This window comes from Bacillus cereus group sp. BfR-BA-01331, from assembly GCF_022663915.1.
Classification (GTDB): Bacteria; Bacillota; Bacilli; order Bacillales; family Bacillaceae_G; genus Bacillus_A; species Bacillus_A mycoides.
The window spans coordinates 374,495-399,298 of sequence record NZ_JAKUGJ010000002.1; the positions used below are offsets into that span (position 1 = coordinate 374,495).

The following is a 24,804-nucleotide window of genomic DNA, read 5'->3' on the forward strand; positions in this document are numbered from 1 at the left end:
AAACAAAAATCATTTCAATATGCCTTCTATATAATAAGAATCTATTGATTATATACAGCGAGTTTACACGCGTGTATATAAATGTAAAAGAGAGTGAATATATGAAACCAACTATTAAAAACTATGTATTTTTACATGTGGCCTTCTTGATATATTCTATCATTATGGTTTACATGAAATGGGCATCTCAATTCCCTATTGCATCAATTTCATTTTTTATTGCTTACTTCGGACTTGTTGTACTTTTATTCGGATATGCAATTCTATGGCAACAAGTCATTAAGAACTTTGAAATTTCTAGAGCATATTCACACCGTGGAATTATAATACTGTGGTCAATGCTTTGGTCAGTATTCCTATTTGGAGATACGATACAGTGGAATCACATACTTGGCGCAGCTATTATTATCGTCGGAATTGTGGTGGTGACAAAAGATGAATAGTTATATGTTATTATTGATATTTGGGATAATTTTAGCCAATTACTCACAAATATTATTAAAAAAGGCTACTTTACAACAATACGATTCTAGAATAAAAGAATATGTGAATCCTTATGTTATCATCGGCTACTTTTTATTTGTAATTAATGCCGGATTAAATGTGATCGCCTTAAAGGGCTTGGCATTAAAGCAAGCATCTGCATTAGAATCATTAAGTTATATCATCATTTTAATTTTCAGTTGGTACTTCCTAGGGGAGAAAATCACGAAACGAAAAATCATTGGCAACATTATTATTGTCATTGGTGTAATCATCTATTGTATTCAATAACAAAAAGATCCGTTTATGATAAACGGATCTTTTTGTTATTGCCCTAAATTTTGAACCTTATCTTTCAAATCACCAACTTGTTCTATCGTCTGCATAAGCTCAGAGTTTTTAAACTGCTCTACATTCATTTTTCCTTCCTCTATCTTTGTCATAGATGTATCAATTAATGTATTTAACTTTTCATTATAACCGACGATTTGCTGGTGAAGATCCTTCGCTACATCTGGTGGTGTTAATTCATTAAAAGCTGGTATATCTTGTTTGATTTCAGTAAGTTTCGTTTCTAGTTCTTTCCGGGCTTCCCCATCCTTAACAGCCTTTTCAGCTAATGCTGGCGCTTCATTTGCAAATGCACTTATTTCATTTACATAGTCTGTCGCTTTTTGAGCGTAATCTATGGAGTTCTTCCCTTCCTCTACTAGCGAACATCCCATCAAACCAATTGAAACTACAATTGAAAGTAACATTGTTTTTGTAAACCTCATTTTTACCTCCTAAATAATTTCCATACTTTTATTCATTTATAAACACTTTATTTTCTTCTTATACACTTTATCACATCATATCTTATTTTTTAATCTTCCTCTTATACATTCTAGAAAAATCATTATTATCCTGTTCAACATGTACCTCGAAACTATCTTCATTTAAATATAAAAACAGACATACTTATTTTTCAGTACGTCTGTTTTCCAGGTACGTATAACTCTCTCACTAATTAAAGTTTCTCTTTATCCTCTCACATGCCCTATTACTGTTATAATATCTATGTCTATATGTACACTAATAATATCTTCTATAATGTCTGTATATCCTTGGCCTAAAGGTGTTCCGTAATGTAATAAAATTTCTTTTTTTTCATAAACTGACTTCGGTACTGTAAAAATAAATTTCCTCAGATTCCGCTCATCAGCAGGCTCCAAAATTAAAACAATGCCATCCTCTTCAAACATATAATCACGCCTTCCAACAATCCATTCACTATGGCTCAAGTATTGCCTTGAAAGGATAGATTTTAAACACCCTTTCTAACAATATATAACCATTTCATGATCAAATAGCTTATACGGCTTATATGATTTCACCACAAATACAAAAAAACACGAACCTTGAACTACCAAGAATTTGTGTTTTTTTGCATTTCATTCCTATATGCCTTTATCAAGCTCATATAACCTACGATATTTCTCATTTTCTTTCAGTAGCTGTTCGTGACTACCTTGCATAGCGATTTGGCCACTATCAAGGAAAATAACTTCATCTACATGTTCAATTCCTACAAGATGATGTGTAATCCAAATAACAGTCTTTTCTTCTGTTGCAGAAAACATTGTTTCTATTAAGGCTAATTCCGTTTTAGGGTCTAAACCGATAGTCGGTTCATCAAGTACAATGATTGGTGTTTCTTGCATAAGAGTTCTTGCAAATGCTACCCTTTGCCTTTCTCCGCCAGAAAACCTCTTTCCCATTTCATGCATTTTTGTTTGTAATCCATCAGGAAGAGAAGCAATGTGTGGTGCTAGCTGTGCTTTCTCTAAAGCTTTCCATATCTCTTCATCATTAGCCTCTGGTTTACCGATCCGCACATTATTTCCAATTGTCGTATCGAATAAATGTGGTTTTTGGTTTAATACAGAAATATATTTTGACAAAAAATTCGTACGAGCTTGTTCACCATTCAATATAACTTGGCCATTCACCGGACGTAGTGCCCCAGTTAACAATTTTAGTAAAGTAGATTTCCCTGTTCCACTTCTACCTAAAATAGCAATTTTCTTTCCTGCCTTTATTTGCAATGATACATCTTTTAATACAGGTTCATTACTATCCGGATAATTATACGACACATTACTCAGTTCGATATCTACATGTTTTGATACAACGTATTCTTTATTTACAGGTAACTCCTTACCCTCATCCAAAGCGCTCTCACTTTCTACGCCATTAAGCCGATGAGCAGATTCTACATAAGATGGAATTCGATCGATAGCATCTGATATAGGGATAAGCGCATTTGTCACAGATAATGTCATTAATACGAAAGCTGCGATAACTGTAGGTGCAATCTGTTCACTTGCCGCTGCATTTCCAGTCCATATAATCATTGAAATGACTACAATACCTACTGTTAAGTGAATGAGACTGTCTCGAATATGGTACCAGCGTTTCACGCTCTTTTCTGTCTTTAACAACTGGACATTTTGCGCTACATACTCATTAATAAATTCATCTTTTCTACCACTCGCCTGCCAATCCGATAACCCAAATACAGCATCTGTCAATTGTTGATACAAACGATTTCTTCCTCGCTTCAAAGCAACATGATGTCGTTTCATCAAAAGTAGTGATACGAATGGGAGAAGAAAAACAATAACAGCTAACATACAAGCTGCGATAAGTGCAAATACTAAGTCAAATGCACCGATAACAATTACGAAAATGCTATATACAACTAACGCTAATATACTAGGGAATATTGTACGTAAATATAGATTCTGTAAATGTTCAATATCCTCAGACAATACACCTAGTACATCACCAGTTTGAAAGCGTGAGCGGAAAAATAACGCCTGTGGTTCTACAATTCTATATAGTTTCGTTCTCATTTTTTCTAATATACGTAATACAACATCATGCCCAACTAAACGCTCTAAATAATGAAAGACCGCTTGTCCTATACTAAATGCACGCGTTGCGACAATAGGAACATATACAGCCATTACATTTTCCGGTCTGAGAGCAGATTTAGAAATTAAATAACCTGAAATGAAAAGTAACATCGCACCCGAACTAACTCCAAGAAGCCCAAGGAAAATAGTCAAAGTCATTCTACCTTTATTTTGCTGTATATAAGGCTTAATCCAGTTACTCATCGCGCTCCCCTCTCTTCGCTATGAAAATGTAATGTCTCATTCGTTAAAAGTTCTTCATATGTTCCGCTTTCTATAATTTTCCCTTTATTAAAAATAAGAATATGATCCATTTGCTTCATCCAATGTAGACGATGTGTTGCAAGAAATACTAACTTACCTTCAAACAGACGTAACATCGATTGCTTTATTTCAAATTCAGTTTCAATATCAAGATGTGCTGTAGGTTCATCTAATAAAATGATTGGCTTTTTACTTAAAAGGGCACGTGCCATAGCGACACGTTGTTCTTGTCCGCCACTAAGCATACGTCCACCTTCTCCAATTCTTTCGTACATCCCATGTGGTAATGATTCAACGAGCGAACGAAGACCAACTTCATTAATAACTCTCTCAACTTCTTCATCAATTGTATTCGTTTCATAGAAACAAATATTATCTTTTAATGAAAGCGGAAAAATATAAGGTTGCTGCGGAATATAAGCAATATTTTTTTGCCAATCTTCTCGAGTAGATTCACCAATTTCCACACCATTTACTAACATCTTCCCACCCGAAGGAGGTAGAAATCCTGCTAACACATCGATTAACGTTGATTTCCCTGCCCCACTTTCACCAATAATGCCTATAGCACCGTTACCTTGCCAAGTAAAATCAATTCCCTCTAATATAGCCTTTTCAGATTCATCATTATTTACTTTTACATCTTGTAATTTCAAACTACTAGAAGAATTCCATACTATATCTACATTTGAATCTTTCTTTTCTATTTCTTTTTGTTTCTGTAGAATTTCTTCTATTTGCTCCATTGCAAGTTGTCCATCTAATGTAGCATGATAATTCGCTCCAACTTGCTTAATCGGCAGAAAATATTCCGGCGCTAAAATTAAAATCGTAAGAGCTGGCAACAGTATAATTGTCCCATCTATTAACCGTATCCCTAATCCAACTGCTACAAATGCAATTGATAAACTCGTAAAGAAATCTAATGCAAAAGAAGAAAGAAAAGCAACTCGCAAAGTACGCATCGTTGCTTTTCTATATCGTTTACTTACTTTTTCAATCTTTCCTTCGTGCTGTTTACTTTCCCCTAAATACTTTAATGTTTCTAATCCTTTTAACGTATCTACAAAATGATTAGAAAGTACACGATATGTCTCATATTGGCTATCCGCCATTTTCTGCGCTGCTAATCCTAGAAGGATCATAAATATGATCACAATTGGAATCGTTACAACTAAAATGATTCCCGACTCAATGTCCAGTGTAAAAACATATAGAACAATTAGCCCTGGAACGATACTACTTCTAATCATTTTAGGAATTGTCAATTCAATATATGTTTTAAATTTCTCAATACCTTCTATCGATAAAGTAACCAGATGACCAGTCCCATTCGTTTGGACAAATCTCGGCCCTAACGTAAAATATGCTTCTATTAACTGTTTACGTAATGCAAATCCTGTTTTTTCAGCGAAACGCTCAACCAATATTTGCGATGTTCGCACCAACATTTGGCGTGCTGCAAACGTGATCCCAAAATAAACAGTTTCACTTAGCACAGCTTGCACTGTTTCTCCATGAAATAAAAATGTGATTGCTCGTGCTAAAAACACTGTCTGCGCAATGATACTACACGCCTCTAGAATGCTAATAAGACTTAAAGTTACATATAAAACTCGGCTACCAGGATACGACGGAAGTCCTCTTTTTCTTTTCATTAGTACTCCAAATCTTTGTCTGACTTAACAGGTTGTCTAAATACATAGAAACTCCATATTTGACTACCGATAACAAACGGTAAAATCGCAAGAGAAAAATAGCTCATCAGTTTTAATGCATAAGGTCCTGATGCCGCATTATAAATTGTCAAATCATTTACCGCTCCTAATGAGCTAATCATGACACGCGGGAACATACCGATGAACACACTTGCACTTAACAAAATGATTGTTAAACTCGTCATAAAGAAAGCCCAACCATCTCTTCTTCTTTTATTTAATAAAGTAGAAACAAATAGCGCTACAAAAGCTCCAATTGGAACCATTAGCCACTCTGAACCATGTGCGGTGAAAATATCTGTTTTCCATAACCCTACAGCTGCAAAAACAAGAAGTGTTATTAATGCAAAAGGTGCAATCTTTGTCGCGGCAATACGTGCGCGTTCTCGTAATTTTCCTGTTGTACGTATAGTAAGGAATTGCAAACCATGAACAATACATAGAAGAAGAAACATAACTCCCCCAAGTAACGCAAATGGGTGAAGTAATTTCATAAATCCGCCTACCATATTTTTACTTCCATCAATTGGTACACCTGTCATAAAGTTTGCGATTGCAACTCCCCAAAGTATAGGAGGTAGCAAACTTCCAATAAACATGCCCCAATCCCAGAAACTCTTCCATTTATGATTTTCTATTTTCGCACGGAATTTAAAGGAAACACCTCTTATAATTAATGCAAGAAGCATAAACACAAATGGAATATAAAACCCACTAAATAAAGTTGCATACCAGTGCGGGAATGCCGCAAACATAGCGCCACCAGCACAAACAAGCCATACTTCATTTGCGTGCCAAAACGGCCCAATTGTATTTAAATATATACGTTTTTCCAAATCGTTTTTCCCTAAAAACCTTGAAACGATTCCTACACCAAAATCGAAACCTTCAAGTACAAAGAAGCCAACGAATAAGGTTGAGATAATTAGAAACCACAACTCATTAAGAGATAACATACTCTTCCTCCTTATCAAATGGATCATGGCTTTGATAATCCTTTTTCGTTTTCTTATTCGCATGTCCTTTAATGATACGAACGAATAAGTAAACAGTAATTCCTCCAACAATTAAATATAGTGATGTGAATGAGACAAGAGAGAATAATACTTCTCCAAATGAAACGTTTGGAGATACAGCATCTTCTGTTTTCATAACACCGAAGACAACCCAAGGCTGACGTCCCATTTCAGTCATGATCCATCCTACTGTATTACCGATAAACGGTAGTGCAATTGCATATACCATTATTTTTAAATACCAAGGGTTTTCAGTTAAGCGATCTTTTCTTGATAAGAACCAGCCGTACATTCCTAAAAGAAGCATGAATGTTCCACTCATTACCATCGCTCTAAAACTCCAGAACATAGTATGTACTGGCGGAATATAATCTCCAGGTCCATATTTTTCTTCATATTGTTTTTGAATTTGATTCATCCCTTCAACTTGACCGCTAAATTTATCATATGACAATAGACTTAGCATATAAGGGATTTGAATTTCAAACGAATTTTCTTTCTTCTCTGTATCAATTTTTGCAAATACTGTAAATGGCGCTGGATCCTCACTCGTATTCCATAATGCTTCAGCTGCTGCCATTTTCATCGGATGTGACTTAATTAAATTTTGTGCTTGTGCATGACCGAAAAATAATACCAATGCAGTTGTAATTGTTCCAACAACGATAGAAACTCGGAACGATTTTTTAAACACCGCAGTTTCTTGACCTTTTGATATTTTCCATGCACTTACACCTGCAATAAAGAATGCACCAGTTGCAATTGCCGCTGTAATTGTATGCGGGAATTGTACCCATAATTGTGGATTTTGAATAATCGCCCAAAAATCATTCATTTGCGCACGTCCATCTGCTGCCATTTCATATCCTACTGGGGCATGCATAAATGCACTTGCAGTTAAAATCCAAAATGCTGATAACATTGTTCCTATTGAGAGGAGCCAAATACATAAAAGGTGAACTCGCTTCGGAAGTTTATCCTCACCGAATACCCATAAACCTAGGAATGTAGACTCAATGAAAAATGCTAATAAACCTTCAATTGCAAGTGATGGTCCGAAAACATCACCAACAAAACGTGAATACGTTGACCAGTTCATACCAAACTGAAATTCTTGTAAAATACCTGTTACTACACCTACTGCGAAGTTAACAAGGAATATTTGTGTCCAAAACTTTGTCATCTTCTTATAAATTTCTTGTCCCTTTACCACATACAACGTTTGCATTAACGCAATGATAAAAGCTAAGCCTATAGACAGCGGAACGAAAAAGTAATGAAAAATCGTTGTTGATGCAAATTGTATTCGTGCCAATTCGAGCGTTTCCATGCTAAAGTCACTTCCTTCATATTTTTTTATATCGTAATATCGATTGAATTGTATGAATTCACTTCATAACGAACAATTCAATCATTTGGAAATACAAAAAGATAAATTCGTTTATGTACTTTCTGAAAATATAGATTGTCAGTTTTTTAGATAATTACAAAAGAACTTTCTTCATACGATTTACCTTTTCACTATTTCAGTAGTGTTTTATTCGTTAATCGAATTGTATAATATACTTACATAATAAATTCAGGTGATTTTTGACGTATTATTGACAGGATTTTGTCTGAAATATGTCTTTTGTAATTTTTTTGAATTAGATTTTTCACATTTTAAAAACGTACTTTTCAAACATACAACACACTCTTATATCAATTATTATTATGTTTTTCTCTTCATACGCTTGACTTTCCTCTTGAAAAATGTCCTCGAATCAAACCTGAAAACACGTTAGATTTTTGTCAAGAGAAAAATGTATTTCCAAAATTCAAATCAACAATATTGTTATTCACAAATAGAAAAAAACTCCCCTTTCTCTAGACATAAAATTCGTTTTTTTGTCATTTTTCAAACTGACTAAATAAAAAAGTACCGAGAATAGATTATATTCCCGGTACTTTTTTATTTATTTCGTTGTATATTTTCTAACAGCCGGCATAATTTCAGTAGCAATTAATTCAATGTTTTTCTCAATCTTATCAAATGGTACACCGCCAAAATCAATCTGTGCCATAAAACGTTGCTGTCCAAATAATTCATATTGATAAAGCATTTTTTCAATAATTTGTTGCGGGCTACCAATCATTAACGCATCACGGTGATCTACTGCGTTAGTAAATTGTTGTTTTGGATACCCACCACCGCGTAGCGCAAGCATACCAGCATTAATATGAGGATAATATTCACTAAGTGCATCTTGTGAATTTTCTGCTGTATAAAATAAACTTGTTGTCGCAATTGGTAAGGTTGCTGGATCAAAACCACTTTGCTCAGCTGCTTCACGATATGCATCAACCGAAACTTTAAAATTAACAGCTGGGCCACCAAGTGTCGTAAGCATCATTGGTACACCTGCGCGTCCTGCCTTAATTGCACTAGCAGGTGGCCCTCCAACAGCACGCCAAATTGGCATATTGTTATTTTTAGCTCTCGGTATAATTGCCGCATGTTCAAGTGGCGTTCTAAACTGCCCTTTCCATGTTACACTTTCTTCTTTATTTATTTTTAATAAAAGATCCATCTTCTCTTCAAATAGTTCTTCATAATAATTTACATCGTAACCAAGTAAACTATATCCCCCAATACGAGATCCACGACCAGCAACGATTTCAGCACGACCACTAGAAATTAAATCAATTGTGGCAAAATCCTCATATACACGAACCGGATCTGACGTGCTTAATACTGTTGCGGAACTCGCGATTTTAATGTTTTTCGTAGCTTGTGCAATAGCTCCTAAAATAACTGTATGAGCTTGCGTTGTAAAATGCGCTTGATGACTTTCACCGACAGCAAACACATCAATTCCAGCTTCATCTGCTAACTTAGCTGTTTCAATTAGTTCATGAATTCTTTTTTCTGCACTTATTTTCCAACCATCATGCGGATTTAAAATATGATCTCCAATTGAATATAATCCAAATTCAATTCCCTTACTTGTATCAATACGGTATTTTTCCATAGTTGCTCTCTCCCTTTTAATAAAGCGGTATTAATTTCTCTTCAATCTCTTTTCTTCTCTCTTCTAAAAATGGTGGTAAATCCAGCTCTTTTCCTAATTCTTCAACTGTTGAATCTACTGTAAATCCTGGGCCATCCGTCGCAATCTCAAATAAAATGCCATTTGACTCACGGAAATATAAACTTTTAAAATAAAAGCGATCGATAATCCCTGTTGATTGGAACCCTTTATCTTTCACCGCTTCATTCCAATAACTCAGTTCTTCATCATTTTTCACACGAATAGCTAAATGATGAATACTTCCTTTTCCTGGTCTTTCACTCTCTCCATCTTGCTGTTTCACCAAAATTTCTCCAAAAGATTGACCATCAATAGATTGATAAATCCCCTCATCGTCTGAACGAGATACTTCTTTATAACTAAACAAACCTGTTAATGTTTTTGATAATTTATTTAAACTGCGCACTGTCATTTCAACTGTTCCCATGCCTAAAATACGATGATTCTGCTCTACAGAAGATTCATCCCATGCAGTCCAATATTCAGGCACCTCTTCATCTTTATTATTTAACAGCACTAACCGTAGACCATCTGGATCTTCAAAGTGCAGTGCGTCTCTTCCGGCGTAAGTTGTAATTTCCCCATGCGCCACCTGGAGTGACTCAAAACGTCTCTTCCAAAATGTAAGACTTTCTATTGAAGGTACGAGCAAGCCTATTTGTGTTATTGCATTTGTACCACGGATTGTTCTACCTACATTCGGCATTTCAAAAAATGATAATTCAGTTCCGGCACTCCCTGTTAAATCACCATAAAACAAATGATACATAAATGGATTATCTTGATTGACTGTCTTTTTCACCCGGCGTAATCCTAAAACATCTCGATAAAAATTATTATTCGTTTTCGCATTTTTAGTCACCATAGAAATGTGGTGATGTCCTGGAATTGTATACATAAAACTTCCTCCTCTTTATCACTTGATTAGTCAATTGATTAAGTAAAAAAAATTACTCATTCGGTAATTCTTTTTTTTCACTATGCTTATGAACTTTTGACATCAACTCGTATAGTATTTTCTGCTCTTCTTCATTTAATACATCATCAAAAAATGATGATTGAAATGCAAGTTGCTCTGGCAATGCTCTTTCTAAAGCCGCTTCCCCTTGCCCTGTAAGACTAATTGTTTTCGTTTTCCAATCTTGTTTTCGTATAATATATCCTTCTTTTTCAAGACGTGTTAACATTCGAGAAATACCGCCTTGTGTAACGGTAACCTTTTCTGCTAACTCCATTTGTGTTAATGGCTGATAAGTCCGTATTTGCAAAAGCACATCAAATTGGGCTGTTGTTAAATCAAAACGTTTTAAAAACTCATTTGACATTTGATTACTTTGGTTCGTAAATCGTATTAAACGTAGCCATATTAACGATCCTATCGTATTTTCACGCATGTTTCATCACTTCCTAGCGTTGATCTCACTATCACTTTACCACTCAAGTGATAGTAATGCAAGTAGAAATATGTTAAAAATACCTCCCAAAATCATTATTCTTAACTTTCCATTTCATTCATTGCTATATTTAAAGCTGCCACAGCTTTTGGCCAACCAACGTAAAAAGCCATATGTGTTATTAATGCAACTAATTCATTCTCCATTATCCCATTTTGTTTAGCTAGCTTCAGATGAAATGATAATTGTTCTGTATTACCAAGACTGATTAGCGCCGACAATGTACATAAGCTTCTTTCTCTTAATGTTAAAGCGGCATCCCGCCACACTTCCTCAAATAATATCTCTTCACTATAATGAGAAAATACAGGTGCTATTTCTCTCATTTTCTTTGGAATATAAAATTCAATTGGTTCATTCATCATTTTGCTCCCTTCATTTTTACCAATTGTGCCATCCCTTGACCAAATGACCAGTTTTCAGCAGCTGTCTCATGTAATGTAATAAAAATGTCAGTAACTTTTACGTTGGAACATTCCGAAACTTCAAAGGATATAGATTGATACAAACCTTTTTTCTGTTGTACTGTTCTTCCAGGTCCACATGTAATAGAAACATGAATCATATTCTCAGTTCTCATTTCTCCTCTTTCCAACAAATAATATGGATTATACAAAAATTGATTTCGTTGATAAGGTAAAAATATTTGAAAATAATCATTTTCAGGGATGTTAAAATGTTCAATTAATGAAAGATGGATACATTCACCTATCTTTTTCAACTCTTCTTTATTTACTATATCTTCATGATAATAAACGTTCACAAAAGGCATACATTTTCATTCCTTTTTCTTAATTTAGCATTCAACAACATATCCTCATGAAATATGTAAAATCTCATAAATAGTAATATCGTCCATTACATCTATTTCAGGCTTTTCCTTATAAAAACTGAATTGACTATATCCCCACTTATCCGGATTATAAACTATTACATTTCCTAAACATTTTTCTATGTTTTGCACATTTTCATTTACTTTATTTAATTGCGTCCCAATCAGCGATTTACTTTGAGAAATACTCCCTGCATATTCAACAGCATATCTACTTTTTCTAAAATCATTACTTAAATTAACAACTAATGGAACACCTATATTTATTTGTTGCCATCCAAACGATTGCAAAATATTATCGTAATACCCTTCGAATATAAATTTGTTCATCCCTTCATGACCATTCCACATATATAAAGGTGCATAACAGTTATAGAAATTCCCATCCTTACCTGTCTCAGTAATTAAATAAGCCTTAAAATTTAGTTCTTGAAAACCATCAGTTTTAAACCCATTATCCTTTACCCTTTTTTTAATAATCTCCATGTCATAATCCTTTGGTAAAATGACCTTATATTGCATACCAATCATGTTTATCACTCACTTTCGATCTTATATACATAATGATAAACCGATGATTGGCTGACGTAAAATAGGTATAAATTATGTTTGATATCATTTATAATGATACCGTATAAGGGGCTGAAATGAATGGAAATAAATGATCTTATTATATTTAAAACTGTAGCTAACGAAGGATCTATTAGTAAAGCTGCTAAAGAGCTAGGCTATGTACAACCAAATGTAACTGAGCGAATCAAAAAATTAGAACAAGAATTAGAAACACCTTTACTACATAGAGATAACAAAGGTGTCTCCCTGTTACCTTCTGGTGACATTTTATTAGACTACACGAATAAAATATTAGCTCTTTTAGAAGAAGCGAAAGATGAAATTAAAACAAGTGCTTCTTCTTATGTAATAGCGACGTCACAATCTATTTTGACTAATTATTTAAGTATGCGTATTAAAGAAAATTTCAGGAATTATCAAATATATATAGAAAGTAGTAGCCATTTACAAAAACTACTACAGCAACAAAAAGTTGATATGGTCATAACTTATGAGGATTATCCCGACGCAGCGTTTAAAAAAGTATTCACCACTTCAATTTCTGTAGGCTTATTAAAAGCGAAAGAACAGTGTAACATTGACTTTTCAAAAGAACTTTTCTTTGTTAGTAACGATAAAAAGTGCCCTTTTAGAAATATGACAATACAATTTCTAAAAGAAAACAATCTATCTCAGCATCAACTTCAACAGTTAGATTCTTATTCGCTTATTGAAGAGTTTATTATTGAGGGAAATGGGATAGCTTTTTTACCGATTAGAAATGATAAATTAGTTCCAGTTGAAAATGTCGCGGTTGAAAAACTACCTATTAACTTCTTTACAACTCGAGACTTAGATAAAGTGATTCCAGGTGAACTATTTAATTAATAAAGAGGCTACACTTGTCGTATTTTACGGGTAAATAGATATCCCTTTTCGAATCGCTAATATAACTTCATATACTATCGTACGGCCTAATAAAATAAAAAGGGATGTTACCTAGTTAATATGTTTAACTACTAGGACATCCCTTTTCATCTTGAAGACTTATTTTACACGTTCTGCTCCACCCCTGTGCTCTTCTCCTTCTTATCCCTTTTAAAATTCTTCAACTTCTTAACTGTTCCAACTAACCCTTTCGGAAAAACTAGAAGCACGATAATGTATAATAAACCAAGAATAATCGTCCACCTTTCAAAAATCGGATACTCTGTAGCTAGTTCTGATAAATAATATTTCAATGATTCAATAATCCCCGCTCCAGCAATAGCTCCGATTAACGTTCCAACTCCCCCAATCATTGTCATCAATAATGCATTTAATGTCATTTCAATTGAAAATACAGTTGTATTAACAAAGCGTAAAGTGATAACAAATAAACCACCGCTAATCGCTGCAACTACTCCTGCAACAACACTAGCAATAATTTTATAATGAAGCACTTTATAGCCAAGTGCTTCAACTCGTTGTTCATTTTGTGAAATCGCCTTTAACACTTTCCCAATTGAAGATTTTGTGAAAAGACGTAACAAGATGAAAATACTGATTAGACATATAAATGTTATATAATAAAATGTAAAACGATCACGGAATATATCTGGTACACGAAATGTAAATCCATCTCCTCCGTGAGTCAGTGAACGCCATTTTTCAGCAAGTACAAAAAACAGCTGGGAAATAGCGAGCGTTAACATTGCATAAAAATGACTTTTCAGCCGTAAAGAAAGCAAACCGATTATATAACTAACGATGGCTGATACAATAATTGCGGCTGCTATTCCTATAAAAAAGTTCATTATAGACACCCCTTGCCGATCAAATAAGAGTGCCACACCGTACGCCCCTATTCCAAAGAACATACAATGACCGAATGAAACAATACCCGTATATCCAAGGAGAACATCAAAACTCATAGCGAAAATAGCAAAGATGAAGATTTGAGTGAACAAAATTAACAAGCTCCGTGAATCATTTACGAATGGAAATACACTTAAACAAATGAGCATAAATACTCCGAAGTATACTTTAATTCGATTTAATGTGCTGTTCACCATTTCACCCCTTTTCACCCCTTTTCACCAACAAGTCCCGTTGGCTTCACTATTAAGAAAAATAGTAACATTAACATATTGATTGCAAGTGATAAATCCGGTATAAAATATGCTGTAAAAGCACCAGCTAATCCAACAATTAAAGAAGCGAGCGCTGAACCTTGTACGCTACCTAACCCTCCAATGATAACTACTATAAAGGCTAAAATTGCATACTGCATACCCATCTCAGCGAAAATAACTCCTGAATATGGTGCTAGTAGAAAACCACCTAACGCCGCCATCCCTGCTCCTAATAAAAAAACAAACGAGAATATCGCTTTTACGTTAATTCCGAGAGCTTGAACCATCTCTTTATCCATTACACCAGCGCGAATCATAAGTCCTATCTTTGTTTTTTTCAGCAGCAATAGTAAAGCGATGTAAATTAGTATCCCAACTAAAATAACGAATAGACGATATTTAATTAATATAACGCCTTCAAATGTATAACTACCTTGTAACCATAACGGTAATTTAGCACCAATTGGATTTGGCCCCCAAAATACTTTAATACATTCACTAAGTACAAGCATTCCTCCAAGCGTCACAAGAAGCTGGCGAACATGATTTCCATATACCGGTCTAATAAGGAATCTTTCTAAAATGAATCCAAGAAACATCCCCATAGAAATTGCTCCAATTAAAGCGAGTAAATAGCTTCCAGTTGTATTAAATATCCATACACCTGTAAAAGCTCCCCATGCAAATAACCCACCATGTGCGAAGTTTAGAACGCTCATTAAACCGAAAATAAGTGAAAGACCTGACGCTAATAAAAAAATGAGCATCCCTGTTGAAATCCCATTTACAAATAAATTGATTAACACATCCATCCTTCTCACCCCGGATTCATGTTAAGAGATTCCTAAATATTTGTGACACATTTCCTTATCCTCTTTTAATTCATGCATAAAACCGTTATGAACAATTCTTCCGTTATCCATAATATAAAAGTAATCACCAATTTGACTAGCCATCATAAAGTTTTGTTCAACGAGTAAAACTGTTGTTTTCTCTTTCATTTTCAAAATGGCTATCATTAATTTTTCTATCATAATGGGCGACAAGCCTTTACTCGGCTCATCAATAAGTAATAAACCATCACTATTAATAAATGCTCTTGAAATTGCTAGCATTTGCTTTTGCCCTCCGCTTAAGAGTCCGCTTTTTTTGTGCCAAAATTGCTTTAAATCTGGAAATAATTCAAGCATCCAGTCTATTTTTTCTTCCGCTTCTTCTCCCTTCCCCCTAGCAAGAGCGAATGTTTCTTCTACTGTCAGGTCGTGAAAAATACCTTGATTTTCTGGTACATACCCTATTCCTTTCCTTGAAATTAAATGTGTAGATAATCCATTTACTTGTGTACTATCATAATAAATTTCACCATGTGCGATATGGTGAAATCCCATAACCGAACGTAATGTCGTAGTCTTCCCTGCCCCATTTCTTCCAAACAGTACAGTAATCGTTCCTTTCTCAACAGTAAGAGATACCCCTTGTAAAATATGAAACTGATCTAAATACGTCTCTATATTATTCACTTGTAATAGTGCCACTATATAATCCCCCTAAATAAGCACTTTGTACACGCTCATCTTTCATCATTTCTTCGGGCAAACCTTCAGCCAATAACTCTCCATGGAATAAAACGATAAGATGGTCTGACAAACCTAGTACCATATCCATTTTGTGTTCAATAAGTACAATTGTACTCTCTGGATGTTTCTTAATATTTTCAATCACTTGTAAAATAGCCGGTACCTCCTCAACTGATATACCTGCCGTCGGCTCATCAAGTAGTAACACATCCGTTTTTAAAGCTAATAACATCGCAAGCTCTAACTTTCGTTTTTCCCCATGCGCTAGATCTTTCGCTAATACATGTTCTTTCTCGTGAAGTAATACTGTTTTTAAGAAACGTCTCGCCTCTCCAACTTGTTGCTTAAATTTTGCCGAACTCGGAAAAAAACTATAGTAATCTTGCACAAATGATTGAACACTTAAACGAACATTTTCAAGTACCGTTAACTCTGGGAATATATTTGTAAGTTGAAAAGAACGACCAATTCCTAATCGAGTACGATCCGAAATTGATAAATTTGTAATCTCTTGTCCTTTAAAATATACTTCACCCTTTGTTGGAGAAATTTGTCCACTTAGTAAATTGAATAGCGTTGTCTTTCCTGCACCATTTGGTCCAATAATTGAAATGAGCTTTCCTTTTTGTACTGTTAAATTCACATCCTTAATAACATGATGCTCGCCAAAAGATACGCAAAGATTTTTCGTTTCTAGCAAATGTGTCACGAAATCCCTCCCTTTAAAGCTTTAAGTATGAAAGAAATACGTATAAAGAGGGTGTACTCCCTCTTTATACGTAAACAACAGAAAATTCAGTCTATTTATTTTGAACTTGGGGTTCTGTCTCTTTCATCGTTAATTCTCGCTCTAATACTGGCACCGGATAATCAACACCATCTTGCTTTTTCAATGTGATAGAATAAAGTGTCTGCATCGCTTGGTGATCTTTTTCTCTAAACTTCATCTTTCCTTTCGGTGTATCAAATTCCATTCCTTCCATTTTCTTAATCAATGTATCTACATCTGTATCACCTTTTGTTTTCTTTAAAGCTTCTACAATTGAAATTGCCGCTGACATTCCTCCTGCTGTAAATAAATCTGGCACCGCACCATTAAATCGTTTTTTATGTTCTTCAACTAACCAATCATTCACCTTATTTTTCGGAAGTGTGTGATAATAAACAGAAAAACCTTGCATTCCTACTAACGCATCCATCGTTTTTAATGCCGGTATATCTGGTGCACCGGTAGAAATTTTAATACCCTGCGCTTCCACATTCATATCTTTTAACTGTTTCCAAGGTGAATTTGCCCCTGCCCAAACGATAAATAAATAATCCGGCTTTGAGCTAATGATATTTTGAATATTTGCAGTGAAGTCAGTCGAATTCGTATCCGCGTATTGCTCGTTTACAATATTCGCACCTAATTTCTTTGCTCCAGCTTTAAATGCCGCAATTCCCTCACGGCCGTAAGCATTATCTTGTGCTAACGTTGCTATTTTTACATCTTTTTTAGCAATTGCCGCAGCACCAGCGACTGCATCTTGAGATGAATTTCTACCTGTTCTAAAAATATATTTATTCCAGTTCTTCCCGGTAATACTATCAGCGACTGCTGGTTCTACAACCATTATTTTTTCATATTCTTCAGCAAGTGGTAAAACCGCTAATGTATCACTTGAACTAGACGATCCGACTAAAAAATCGACTTTCTCTTCTTCTAATAATTTCGTAGCTTTCTTAACCGCTACATCGGCTTTCGTTTCCGTATCTTCTACAACAAACTTAATCTTCTTCCCTTCCACTTTCCCAGTTCCACCCGTTGCATAGTCTAACCCTAATTCAAATCCGTTCACTGTTTGTTTTCCATATGATTCTAATGGACCTGTTAATGAAGCAAGAACCCCTACCTTAATCGTCTTTTCATCCTCTGTACTTGTTTTCTTTCCTGAACAAGCTGCCGTTATTAATAACGAACCTAACACACAACCAGTAGCCACCATTCTTAGCCATTTACGTTTTTTCATCGACATTGTGATCCTCCCCATATTTTACTTTCTGATAGAATCAAACAAGCCAAAGTTACCCATCCGTAATTATGACTTTTCCTTTGAATAATATAAACGAGATTGTTAGTATACATGTATCTTCTCCGATTTCCATTAAACACCTTTACAATTTCATATAAATATTTTATTCCTACCTATACCGCATTCCCAAACTATTAAACTTCTATCCTTTCTAACAAGCATTTTGAGTCTCCAATATTAATTAGCTTTCTTAAAAAATTGAATTCTTTGGAGTAAACCATCTGTAATAATGATATTCCCTTGACTATCCACATCTATTCCTTGTGGTGAGAAAAACTGCCCTGACATACCATTAAAACTTCCAAAAGACTCTAAAAAATCCCCATTTTCATTGTAAATATTCACACGATTATTAGAAGTATCTGTGACATATACCGTATTATTTATATCGATTTCAATTCCTATTGGCAAAAAAAGATCTCCTGGACCCTCTCTCCAATTTTCTAGTGGATCTAAGTTTCCAGCTCCATGATTTGCACCCCATTTTGTAAGAAAATTACCCTCATTATCAAATTTTTGAACCCTATTATTAATCCGATCAACAACATAAACATTATCTTTTGAATCAATTGCTAATTGCATAGGTTGAAAAAACTCTCCCTCTCCACTTCCTTTTCTCCCCCATTCTTTCATATATACAAAGAATGGATTAAATTTTTGAATACGATGATTTTCTGAATCAGCTATAAATATGTTTCCTTTACTATCAATAGCTATTCCAGATGGAAATTGAAAAAAACCTGGTAATACTCCAAATGAACCATATGAAGCAAGCGCTATCCCTGAATTGGTGAATTTTTGGATACGATGATTTACAGAATCAGATACATACACATTATTGTAACGATCCGTTGCAATCTGTCTTGGAACAAAAAACTGTCCTGGAAGACTTCCGAACCCAAGTGGCCCACCAGTACCAAATAAACTTCCCCACTTAGCAACAATCTTCCCAGATATATCATATTTCAAAATTCGATGATTAAAAGAATCAGATACAAAAACATTTCCATTCGTGTCTCTTTCGACATCATAAGGTCCTGCATATTGTGTATTTCCATTCCTTTCATTACCTATGGTTTTCTTCATTACCGCTGTTAGGCCTACCTCATTATATAAAAGTACACGATTATTTCCCGTATCCGTTATATAGATATTCCCTTTACCATCCGGAAGAACTTGATTAGGATAAACAAACTGAAAAAAGTTACCTACTGTATATAAAAATTGATCTTTATTTGTAAATTTCATTATCCGATTGTTATATGTATCTGCTACATATAACGATCCAGATGTTGAGTCAAAATTTATTCCTCTTGGATGGTAGAATTGATATGGGCCTAAACCTGCAATTCCTGTTCCGATTACTCGCTGAAACTCCCCTTTTTTATCAAACACTTGAATACGATTGTTATATGTGTCTGCAATATAGACCTCGTCTTGTTTATTTATCGCGATTCCTTGTGGTAAAGCCATTTCTCCATTCGCCTTTCCATAACTCCCTATTGTTTGAATATACTGCCCATCCGGGCTATATTTTTGAATACGATGATTGTATTCATCCGTAATATAGTAATTGTTATCGCTATCTACTGCAATTTCCCTAGGAAACGAGAACTGCTCACTTCCTTTACCTTTTGTGCCCCAACTTTTAATAAATTGAAACTCCTCATTAAATTTTTGAATACGATAATTCGCTGTATCCGCAACTAAAATATTACCTTCTTTATCAACAGCAATACCAAATGGCATATTGAACTGTCCCGGACCTTCACCTAAAGTTCCTATAGCATCAACAACTTCTCCATTCTTATCTATTTTCAAAACCCTATTATTCCCCATATCAACAACATACAAAAATCCTTTTGCATCCCTTGCCATCGCCACTGGTGTCCTTAATAACTTAGAAGTATCTAGCTCACTCCCCCATGATTTCACATATTTTACAGCAGAGGCACTTCCTACAGAAGCAAACATCCCTAGACTCACAGTAACAATGAAAAAACAACATATAATTTTTTTGATAAAATCCATGCTTACTACCATCTAATCACAGTAGCTGCCCAAGTATACCCAGTACCTGCACTAACAGCCACTGCAATATCTCCAGGCTGTAATTTCCCTTGCTCATTTGCAAAATGAAGACCTATACATGGGTCAAGTGCTGACATATGCCCATAATGATCTAAATATACAACTTGCTCTTCTACTAAGCCCAGCCCCTGTAACAATTCTATTAGCATAGAGCGTTTTGTATGCAGTGGTAACAATACTTTAATATCTTTAGGAGTAAATCCACTTTTTCTTAACGCCTCCCGAATAACCTTATCAAAATTAGGGGTTGAAATTGGATCTAAACGTTCTTTCATACTAATAGGATCTATTACATCAATATAATGTTGTCGATTCTCAACTGTATCATAGCTCGCAACCTGCTTCGATCCACCAGCTGGAATACGAACATCGTCATGAAATGAACCATCCGTTATAATCGCACTGCCTAATATTTCACCGTTGCTAGCTCCCTTTTTTACTAAAGCTGCACTTCCGCCATCAGCAAAATTAAACATAAAACGTGAGCGTGGATTATCATAATCTACAATTTGAGATTCTTTACATCCACCTACTAATAATATATTTTCAATTGAGTTATCAGAGTAGAGCATATCTTTTGCGACTTTAAGAGCAATGGGAAAGCAAGAACTAACATTCATAATTTCAAAAGCATAAGCATTTTTCAATCCAAGTTCATGCTGAATTTTTGGGGCACTAGACCATACGTGGTAATCTTTATGTGGACTACCAAAATAAATGACTACATCAATAGATTGAGGATCTACTTGTAATAATATTGGCTTTGCAGCAGCAATAGCTAAATCTGATGCATGCATCATTTCGTCTGCGACATGTTTTTCATATAACCCAAACTTTTCTATAATAATATTCTCAGGAATACCTGTTTTTTTAGATAAATCTGCGGCCGTCTCTACGTCTTTTGGGAAGAAAACACCAGTTGCTTCAATCCCAATTCTCATTAGACAATTCCTCCTTCTTTTGGCACCATCATAGTCGCTACACCTGTTAACACTAAATCTCCTTTTTGGTTATGACACTCAGTTAACAATTTCAAAACTCTCTTTTCTATCATAAATTCTTGTACTGTTGCCGTAGCTGTAATCGTATCTCCTATAAAAACTGGCGCTGTAAATTTAATAGTTTGTTCCATATAAACGGAACCCTTTCCTGGTAAATGAACGCCTAACAATTGTGATAATAAACTAGAAGTTAATAAACCATGTGCGATTCTTTGATTAAATCTAGTTTGTTTCGCATACTCATGATCAATATGAATTGGATTAAAATCCCCACTTAAACCTGCAAATAGTACAAAATCTGTTTCCGTTATTGTTTTACTACATGATGCCTGTTGACCGGAACTATACATCGTCATCTTTTCACCTACTTTTCAGTTGATTTGCCAACTGTGCTTTTTGAATTTTACCAGTTGCATTTTTAGGTAATTCCTCTAGAAACACAATTTCTTTTGGAACTTTATATTTGGCTAGAAATAAACGACAATGATCAATGACTTCCTTTTCATTTAATACACTGCAACTCTTTTTCACAATAAAGGCGATTGGAATCTCTCCCCACTTTACATGTTGTGTACCAATTACTGCTACCTCACATACTTCTGATAGTTTATTAATAACTTGCTCTACTTCAAGGGGATAAATATTTTCACCACCGGAAATTATCATTTCTTTTTTTCTACCGACAATGTATACAAAACCATCTTCATCAACTCTAGCTAAATCTCCCGTATATAACCAACCATCTTGAATCGTTTCTTCTGTTGCATCTGGCCGATTCCAATACCCTTTCATTACATTTGCTCCTCTTATTATTAACTCTCCAACTTCACCAATCTCAACTTTATTTTTGTTTTCATCAATAAGTACATAATCACAAAACAGAACAGGTTTTCCAATTGAGCCTACTTTACGTCTTGCATCTTCTTCTGAAAGCATAAATACGGTTGGTGATGTTTCAGTCATACCAAAGCCTTGACCAAATAAAAATCCTCTATCTATAAATTCTCTCATCAACTCTTCTGGACATGGTGCACCACCGTTATAAAACCAGCGAACTGATTGTAAATTTGTAGTTTCAAACTTTGCGCAATTAATTAATGCTTGGTGAATTGTAGGTACTCCCATTACAACAGTCACTTTATATTTTTCTATCATAGAAAGAGCTATGGTTGGCTCAAATTTTCTCGGAACAATGATTATTCCACCTGCAAATAAAGTTGGAAATGCGAATAAACCAATCCCACCAATATGAAATAAAGGCAATAACACAATGGAGCGGTCATGAACAGTTAGGTCAATCGCAAATGTATTATTAAGCGCATTCCAAAACATATTCTCTTGTGTAAGTACAGCTCCTTTCGGTTGTCCTGTTGTCCCCGAGGTATAACATATAATAAAGGATGCGCTTTCATTTATCTCTTCAAAGTTGTCAATTTTTCTATCTTCTATTTCTTTTAAACTTTTAATCGAAATAACTCTTTGTACATATGTTACATTCTGCATTGACAGTGCCATATTTTGAAATGTTTCCTCTACAAATAAAACTGTAGCTCCACTATCTTTTAACTGAAATATAAGTTCATTTTCTGTTAACCGTATATTCAGTGGAACAGCAATACATTCTACCTTTGCTATAGCAAATAAAAGCACAATATATTCCAAGCTATTTTGTGATAAAATAGCTATCCTCTCTCCTTTTTGCACATTTAAGTCGTAAATTAAATATGCTGCTACTTTACTTACATACTCATGTAACTGTTTATATGTCATTTCCTCCTCTTCTGTAATAATGGCAATGCGATCTGGATGTAAATAGGCCCGTTTTTCAATCCAATAAGCAATGCCTTGCATATTTTCCCCACTCCCTTATCTCTTTCTCAATCCTTCAAATATTAATGACATCGCTGCTTCAAATACATCTTCCGGAACATCTTTCTCTTCCCAATAGCCCCATCGCATTCCTAAAAATTGACCAATTGACATAAGACAATACGCAATTGTTTCTTTATCAAGTTGTTTAAATTCTCCCGCTTCCATGCCAGCCGATAAACTTTTTAAAAATCCATTTGCGAGCTTTGCATAATACCATCTATATAAATTATCATCAACAACTACCGCCTGTTGTACAATGTTATATAGATTAGGACGATCTTTCACCCATCGAAAAAAGGCCTGAAAACCTCTTCTTTGTGCCTCTTCATAACTTGATATCCCCTTCATTTCTTCTTTAATAATTAAGCGTAACTCACGGTTCAATCTGCGAATCAATTCATCAAATATATCTTTTTTAGATGGAAAGTAATTATAGAAAGTTCCGTGCGCTACCGTTGCTTCTTGTGTAATATTCACGATAGAAGCTTCGTAATATCCTTTATTACCAAATACCTCTTCTGCAGCACACAATAATTTCTCTCTCGTTTCTAACCCTTTTGTTGTTAGGTTTTTTACATCCATTATTATTTTTTCTGACACCTGAATCACCTCTTAGATTTGATTATAAATATATTTCTGAATTTTTCAATTATTTTTATTAGACAAAATCCGCAAGCATTTTTCTACATACAAAAAAGGACTAACTTATTTTGAAGTTAGTCCTTTAATCTTAATTAGAATTAAGTTCTACTTTCTCTAACCCCTCAACCAATTGTTTCTTATCTAACCCTTCCCCTATTACTACCAAGTTTGTCGGGAAACCGAAGTCTTGCTCCAGTAAAGTTGGTACGCCAAATGAATATTGGAATAAGTGAGGGTATTTATCTCCATGGAATTTCACAAATCCTTTTACACGATAAACGCTATCTGGTAAATTTGAAAGCCATTCGTATAATTTGTCTTGATCAATCGATTTCATAAATTGATACGTCATCGTTTGTATATGTAAATGCTGTTTAACATGAAGTGTCTCTTGTTCTCCATCTCTCACAAATTCAGCTTCTTCTATATCTTTTAAAGATATATTACAATACTTTGTTTCAAACAATTTCGCATGATTATTTATTGCTTTTACGTCTTCAAGTACTTTGTTCTTATCCGAATCTGTTAATAAATCTGATTTATTAATAAGAATATGACTTCCATATTTCATTTGCTCATGTAATAGCTGTTGTACATTTGCACTTAATATACTTCGGTTTAACCATCTTACTGCATCTAATACGACTACTATAGATTTCACTTCAAGGAAAGGAGCTAAAATTGGTGATACACATGCATCTAACACTTCAATTGGATGTGCGACACCTGTTGTTTCTATATAAATTACATCTGGTCTTTCTTGTTGATATAAAGAATGTAATTGAATTTCAAGCTCTTCTTTTAACGTACAACAAATACATCCTTTCAGAAGTTCCCTTAACACATTCTCTTTTCCAATAATATCTGTATCTACCGAGTATTCACCGATTTCATTCATTAAAACTGCAACTTTTCGATTTTTCTTCTTTTCTGCTAATAATAAATTTTGCAGCAATGTTGATTTTCCGCTACCTAAAAAACCACCTAATATATGAATTTCTACTTTACTCATTCGACCGACCATCCATTTCTCTACTTCAAATTTATTCAAAGCGTAATTATTACGATTTATATTTATCATT

General features: G+C 34.5%; 26 protein-coding genes. 3 read left to right on the forward strand and 23 right to left on the reverse strand.

The window, feature by feature from the left end; genetic code table 11:
* Positions 1 to 101: 101 nt before the first annotated feature.
* The gene (locus MR155_RS06150; protein ID WP_002086172.1) at positions 102 to 443 is read left to right on the forward strand and encodes an EamA family transporter; all 342 of its coding nucleotides are present in this window, start codon (positions 102 to 104) and stop codon (positions 441 to 443) included.
* Positions 436 to 774, forward strand: a complete 339-nt coding sequence (locus MR155_RS06155) for an EamA family transporter (protein ID WP_002165951.1) — start codon at positions 436 to 438, stop codon at positions 772 to 774. Before MR155_RS06150 ends, MR155_RS06155 begins: the two co-directional genes overlap by 8 nt.
* A 35-nt stretch (positions 775 to 809) precedes the next feature.
* Here MR155_RS06155 and MR155_RS06160 read toward each other — a convergent pair whose 3' ends face one another.
* From MR155_RS06160 to MR155_RS06215, 12 genes are all read right to left on the reverse strand, one after another.
* Positions 810 to 1,259 (reverse strand): DUF6376 family protein, encoded by a 450-nt coding sequence (locus MR155_RS06160; RefSeq protein WP_219302031.1) that lies wholly within the window; start codon positions 1,257 to 1,259, stop codon positions 810 to 812.
* 246 nt (positions 1,260 to 1,505) lie between these two features.
* Entirely contained in the window at positions 1,506 to 1,727 is a 222-nt protein-coding gene (locus tag MR155_RS06165) for a hypothetical protein (protein ID WP_063217781.1), read from the reverse strand.
* 195 nt (positions 1,728 to 1,922) lie between these two features.
* The gene (gene cydC, locus MR155_RS06170; protein ID WP_242308692.1) at positions 1,923 to 3,647 is read right to left on the reverse strand and encodes a thiol reductant ABC exporter subunit CydC; all 1,725 of its coding nucleotides are present in this window, start codon (positions 3,645 to 3,647) and stop codon (positions 1,923 to 1,925) included.
* Positions 3,644 to 5,365, reverse strand: coding sequence for a thiol reductant ABC exporter subunit CydD (cydD, locus tag MR155_RS06175; protein WP_242308694.1), 1,722 nt, complete (start codon positions 5,363 to 5,365; stop codon positions 3,644 to 3,646). The genes cydC and cydD overlap by 4 nt, the downstream gene beginning before the upstream one ends.
* Positions 5,365 to 6,381, reverse strand: a complete 1,017-nt coding sequence (gene cydB / locus MR155_RS06180) for a cytochrome d ubiquinol oxidase subunit II (protein ID WP_002141342.1) — start codon at positions 6,379 to 6,381, stop codon at positions 5,365 to 5,367. Before cydB ends, cydD begins: the two co-directional genes overlap by 1 nt.
* Positions 6,368 to 7,771 (reverse strand): cytochrome ubiquinol oxidase subunit I, encoded by a 1,404-nt coding sequence (cydA, locus tag MR155_RS06185; RefSeq protein ID WP_002031333.1) that lies wholly within the window; start codon positions 7,769 to 7,771, stop codon positions 6,368 to 6,370. Before cydA ends, cydB begins: the two co-directional genes overlap by 14 nt.
* A 625-nt stretch (positions 7,772 to 8,396) precedes the next feature.
* On the reverse strand, positions 8,397 to 9,452 hold the full coding sequence (locus MR155_RS06190) for an LLM class flavin-dependent oxidoreductase (protein WP_242308709.1): 1,056 nt from the start codon (positions 9,450 to 9,452) through the stop codon (positions 8,397 to 8,399).
* A 16-nt stretch (positions 9,453 to 9,468) separates the two neighbouring features.
* On the reverse strand, positions 9,469 to 10,410 hold the full coding sequence (locus MR155_RS06195) for a ring-cleaving dioxygenase (protein WP_002126899.1): 942 nt from the start codon (positions 10,408 to 10,410) through the stop codon (positions 9,469 to 9,471).
* A 52-nt stretch (positions 10,411 to 10,462) separates the two neighbouring features.
* Positions 10,463 to 10,906: a MarR family winged helix-turn-helix transcriptional regulator gene (locus tag MR155_RS06200; RefSeq protein ID WP_113938227.1), complete on the reverse strand. Its 444-nt coding sequence runs from the start codon at positions 10,904 to 10,906 to the stop codon at positions 10,463 to 10,465.
* Positions 10,907 to 11,007: 101 nt separating this feature from the next.
* Complete coding sequence (locus MR155_RS06205) at positions 11,008 to 11,331, reverse strand: carboxymuconolactone decarboxylase family protein (protein WP_235661805.1); 324 nt, start codon at positions 11,329 to 11,331, stop codon at positions 11,008 to 11,010.
* Complete coding sequence (locus MR155_RS06210; protein ID WP_144512433.1) at positions 11,328 to 11,738, reverse strand: tautomerase family protein; 411 nt, start codon at positions 11,736 to 11,738, stop codon at positions 11,328 to 11,330. The genes MR155_RS06205 and MR155_RS06210 overlap by 4 nt, the downstream gene beginning before the upstream one ends.
* A gap of 45 nt (positions 11,739 to 11,783) precedes the next feature.
* Positions 11,784 to 12,329 (reverse strand): DUF4865 family protein, encoded by a 546-nt coding sequence (locus MR155_RS06215; RefSeq protein WP_219302026.1) that lies wholly within the window; start codon positions 12,327 to 12,329, stop codon positions 11,784 to 11,786.
* Positions 12,330 to 12,449: 120 nt separating this feature from the next.
* Here MR155_RS06215 and MR155_RS06220 point away from each other — a divergent pair, with 120 nt between their 5' ends.
* Positions 12,450 to 13,238, forward strand: coding sequence for a LysR family transcriptional regulator (locus MR155_RS06220; protein ID WP_242308711.1), 789 nt, complete (start codon positions 12,450 to 12,452; stop codon positions 13,236 to 13,238).
* A 164-nt stretch (positions 13,239 to 13,402) separates the two neighbouring features.
* Here the strand turns inward: MR155_RS06220 and MR155_RS06225 are convergent, their stop codons facing one another.
* From MR155_RS06225 to MR155_RS06275, 11 genes are all read right to left on the reverse strand, one after another.
* Positions 13,403 to 14,356 carry a branched-chain amino acid ABC transporter permease gene (locus tag MR155_RS06225; RefSeq protein ID WP_219303709.1) on the reverse strand — a complete coding sequence of 318 codons (954 nt, stop codon included), beginning with the start codon at positions 14,354 to 14,356 and terminating at the stop codon, positions 13,403 to 13,405.
* Between the two features lie 59 nt (positions 14,357 to 14,415).
* The gene (locus MR155_RS06230; RefSeq protein WP_219302024.1) at positions 14,416 to 15,276 is read right to left on the reverse strand and encodes a branched-chain amino acid ABC transporter permease; all 861 of its coding nucleotides are present in this window, start codon (positions 15,274 to 15,276) and stop codon (positions 14,416 to 14,418) included.
* 21 nt (positions 15,277 to 15,297) lie between these two features.
* Positions 15,298 to 15,999: a branched-chain amino acid ABC transporter ATP-binding protein gene (locus tag MR155_RS06235; protein WP_001196706.1), complete on the reverse strand. Its 702-nt coding sequence runs from the start codon at positions 15,997 to 15,999 to the stop codon at positions 15,298 to 15,300.
* The gene (locus MR155_RS06240) at positions 15,977 to 16,750 is read right to left on the reverse strand and encodes an ABC transporter ATP-binding protein (protein WP_000149306.1); all 774 of its coding nucleotides are present in this window, start codon (positions 16,748 to 16,750) and stop codon (positions 15,977 to 15,979) included. The genes MR155_RS06235 and MR155_RS06240 overlap by 23 nt, the downstream gene beginning before the upstream one ends.
* Positions 16,751 to 16,841: 91 nt before the next feature.
* Positions 16,842 to 18,059 carry a substrate-binding domain-containing protein gene (locus MR155_RS06245; RefSeq protein ID WP_078178798.1) on the reverse strand — a complete coding sequence of 406 codons (1,218 nt, stop codon included), beginning with the start codon at positions 18,057 to 18,059 and terminating at the stop codon, positions 16,842 to 16,844.
* A gap of 234 nt (positions 18,060 to 18,293) precedes the next feature.
* Entirely contained in the window at positions 18,294 to 20,090 is a 1,797-nt protein-coding gene (locus MR155_RS06250; protein WP_219303708.1) for a 6-bladed beta-propeller, read from the reverse strand.
* A 62-nt stretch (positions 20,091 to 20,152) separates the two neighbouring features.
* On the reverse strand, positions 20,153 to 21,148 hold the full coding sequence (locus tag MR155_RS06255) for a 3-oxoacyl-ACP synthase (protein WP_242308712.1): 996 nt from the start codon (positions 21,146 to 21,148) through the stop codon (positions 20,153 to 20,155).
* Complete coding sequence (locus MR155_RS06260; protein WP_002064880.1) at positions 21,148 to 21,564, reverse strand: MaoC family dehydratase; 417 nt, start codon at positions 21,562 to 21,564, stop codon at positions 21,148 to 21,150. The genes MR155_RS06255 and MR155_RS06260 overlap by 1 nt, the downstream gene beginning before the upstream one ends.
* A gap of 4 nt (positions 21,565 to 21,568) precedes the next feature.
* Entirely contained in the window at positions 21,569 to 23,059 is a 1,491-nt protein-coding gene (locus MR155_RS06265) for an o-succinylbenzoate--CoA ligase (protein WP_242308714.1), read from the reverse strand.
* A gap of 15 nt (positions 23,060 to 23,074) precedes the next feature.
* Complete coding sequence (locus MR155_RS06270; protein WP_001290796.1) at positions 23,075 to 23,680, reverse strand: TetR/AcrR family transcriptional regulator; 606 nt, start codon at positions 23,678 to 23,680, stop codon at positions 23,075 to 23,077.
* A 130-nt stretch (positions 23,681 to 23,810) separates the two neighbouring features.
* Positions 23,811 to 24,734 (reverse strand): CobW family GTP-binding protein, encoded by a 924-nt coding sequence (locus MR155_RS06275; RefSeq protein ID WP_242308939.1) that lies wholly within the window; start codon positions 24,732 to 24,734, stop codon positions 23,811 to 23,813.
* Positions 24,735 to 24,804 lie beyond the last annotated feature (70 nt).

Bases quoted from the DNA above. Each gene is read 5' to 3' on its own strand.
- MR155_RS06150 (WP_002086172.1), top strand. From the start codon at position 102: ATGAAACCAACTATTAAAAACTATGTATTTTTACATGTGGCCTTCTTG.
- MR155_RS06155 (WP_002165951.1), top strand. From the start codon at position 436: ATGAATAGTTATATGTTATTATTGATATTTGGGATAATTTTAGCCAAT.
- MR155_RS06160 (WP_219302031.1), bottom strand. From the start codon at position 1,259: ATGAGGTTTACAAAAACAATGTTACTTTCAATTGTAGTTTCAATTGGT.
- MR155_RS06165 (WP_063217781.1), bottom strand. From the start codon at position 1,727: ATGTTTGAAGAGGATGGCATTGTTTTAATTTTGGAGCCTGCTGATGAG.
- cydC (WP_242308692.1), bottom strand. From the start codon at position 3,647: ATGAGTAACTGGATTAAGCCTTATATACAGCAAAATAAAGGTAGAATG.
- cydD (WP_242308694.1), bottom strand. From the start codon at position 5,365: ATGAAAAGAAAAAGAGGACTTCCGTCGTATCCTGGTAGCCGAGTTTTA.
- cydB (WP_002141342.1), bottom strand. From the start codon at position 6,381: ATGTTATCTCTTAATGAGTTGTGGTTTCTAATTATCTCAACCTTATTC.
- cydA (WP_002031333.1), bottom strand. From the start codon at position 7,771: ATGGAAACGCTCGAATTGGCACGAATACAATTTGCATCAACAACGATT.
- MR155_RS06190 (WP_242308709.1), bottom strand. From the start codon at position 9,452: ATGGAAAAATACCGTATTGATACAAGTAAGGGAATTGAATTTGGATTA.
- MR155_RS06195 (WP_002126899.1), bottom strand. From the start codon at position 10,410: ATGTATACAATTCCAGGACATCACCACATTTCTATGGTGACTAAAAAT.
- MR155_RS06200 (WP_113938227.1), bottom strand. From the start codon at position 10,906: ATGCGTGAAAATACGATAGGATCGTTAATATGGCTACGTTTAATACGA.
- MR155_RS06205 (WP_235661805.1), bottom strand. From the start codon at position 11,331: ATGATGAATGAACCAATTGAATTTTATATTCCAAAGAAAATGAGAGAA.
- MR155_RS06210 (WP_144512433.1), bottom strand. From the start codon at position 11,738: ATGCCTTTTGTGAACGTTTATTATCATGAAGATATAGTAAATAAAGAA.
- MR155_RS06215 (WP_219302026.1), bottom strand. From the start codon at position 12,329: ATGATTGGTATGCAATATAAGGTCATTTTACCAAAGGATTATGACATG.
- MR155_RS06220 (WP_242308711.1), top strand. From the start codon at position 12,450: ATGGAAATAAATGATCTTATTATATTTAAAACTGTAGCTAACGAAGGA.
- MR155_RS06225 (WP_219303709.1), bottom strand. From the start codon at position 14,356: ATGCTCATTTGTTTAAGTGTATTTCCATTCGTAAATGATTCACGGAGC.
- MR155_RS06230 (WP_219302024.1), bottom strand. From the start codon at position 15,276: ATGGATGTGTTAATCAATTTATTTGTAAATGGGATTTCAACAGGGATG.
- MR155_RS06245 (WP_078178798.1), bottom strand. From the start codon at position 18,059: ATGTCGATGAAAAAACGTAAATGGCTAAGAATGGTGGCTACTGGTTGT.
- MR155_RS06250 (WP_219303708.1), bottom strand. From the start codon at position 20,090: ATGTTTGCTTCTGTAGGAAGTGCCTCTGCTGTAAAATATGTGAAATCA.
- MR155_RS06255 (WP_242308712.1), bottom strand. From the start codon at position 21,148: ATGAGAATTGGGATTGAAGCAACTGGTGTTTTCTTCCCAAAAGACGTA.
- MR155_RS06260 (WP_002064880.1), bottom strand. From the start codon at position 21,564: ATGACGATGTATAGTTCCGGTCAACAGGCATCATGTAGTAAAACAATA.
- MR155_RS06265 (WP_242308714.1), bottom strand. From the start codon at position 23,059: ATGCAAGGCATTGCTTATTGGATTGAAAAACGGGCCTATTTACATCCA.
- MR155_RS06275 (WP_242308939.1), bottom strand. From the start codon at position 24,734: ATGAGTAAAGTAGAAATTCATATATTAGGTGGTTTTTTAGGTAGCGGA.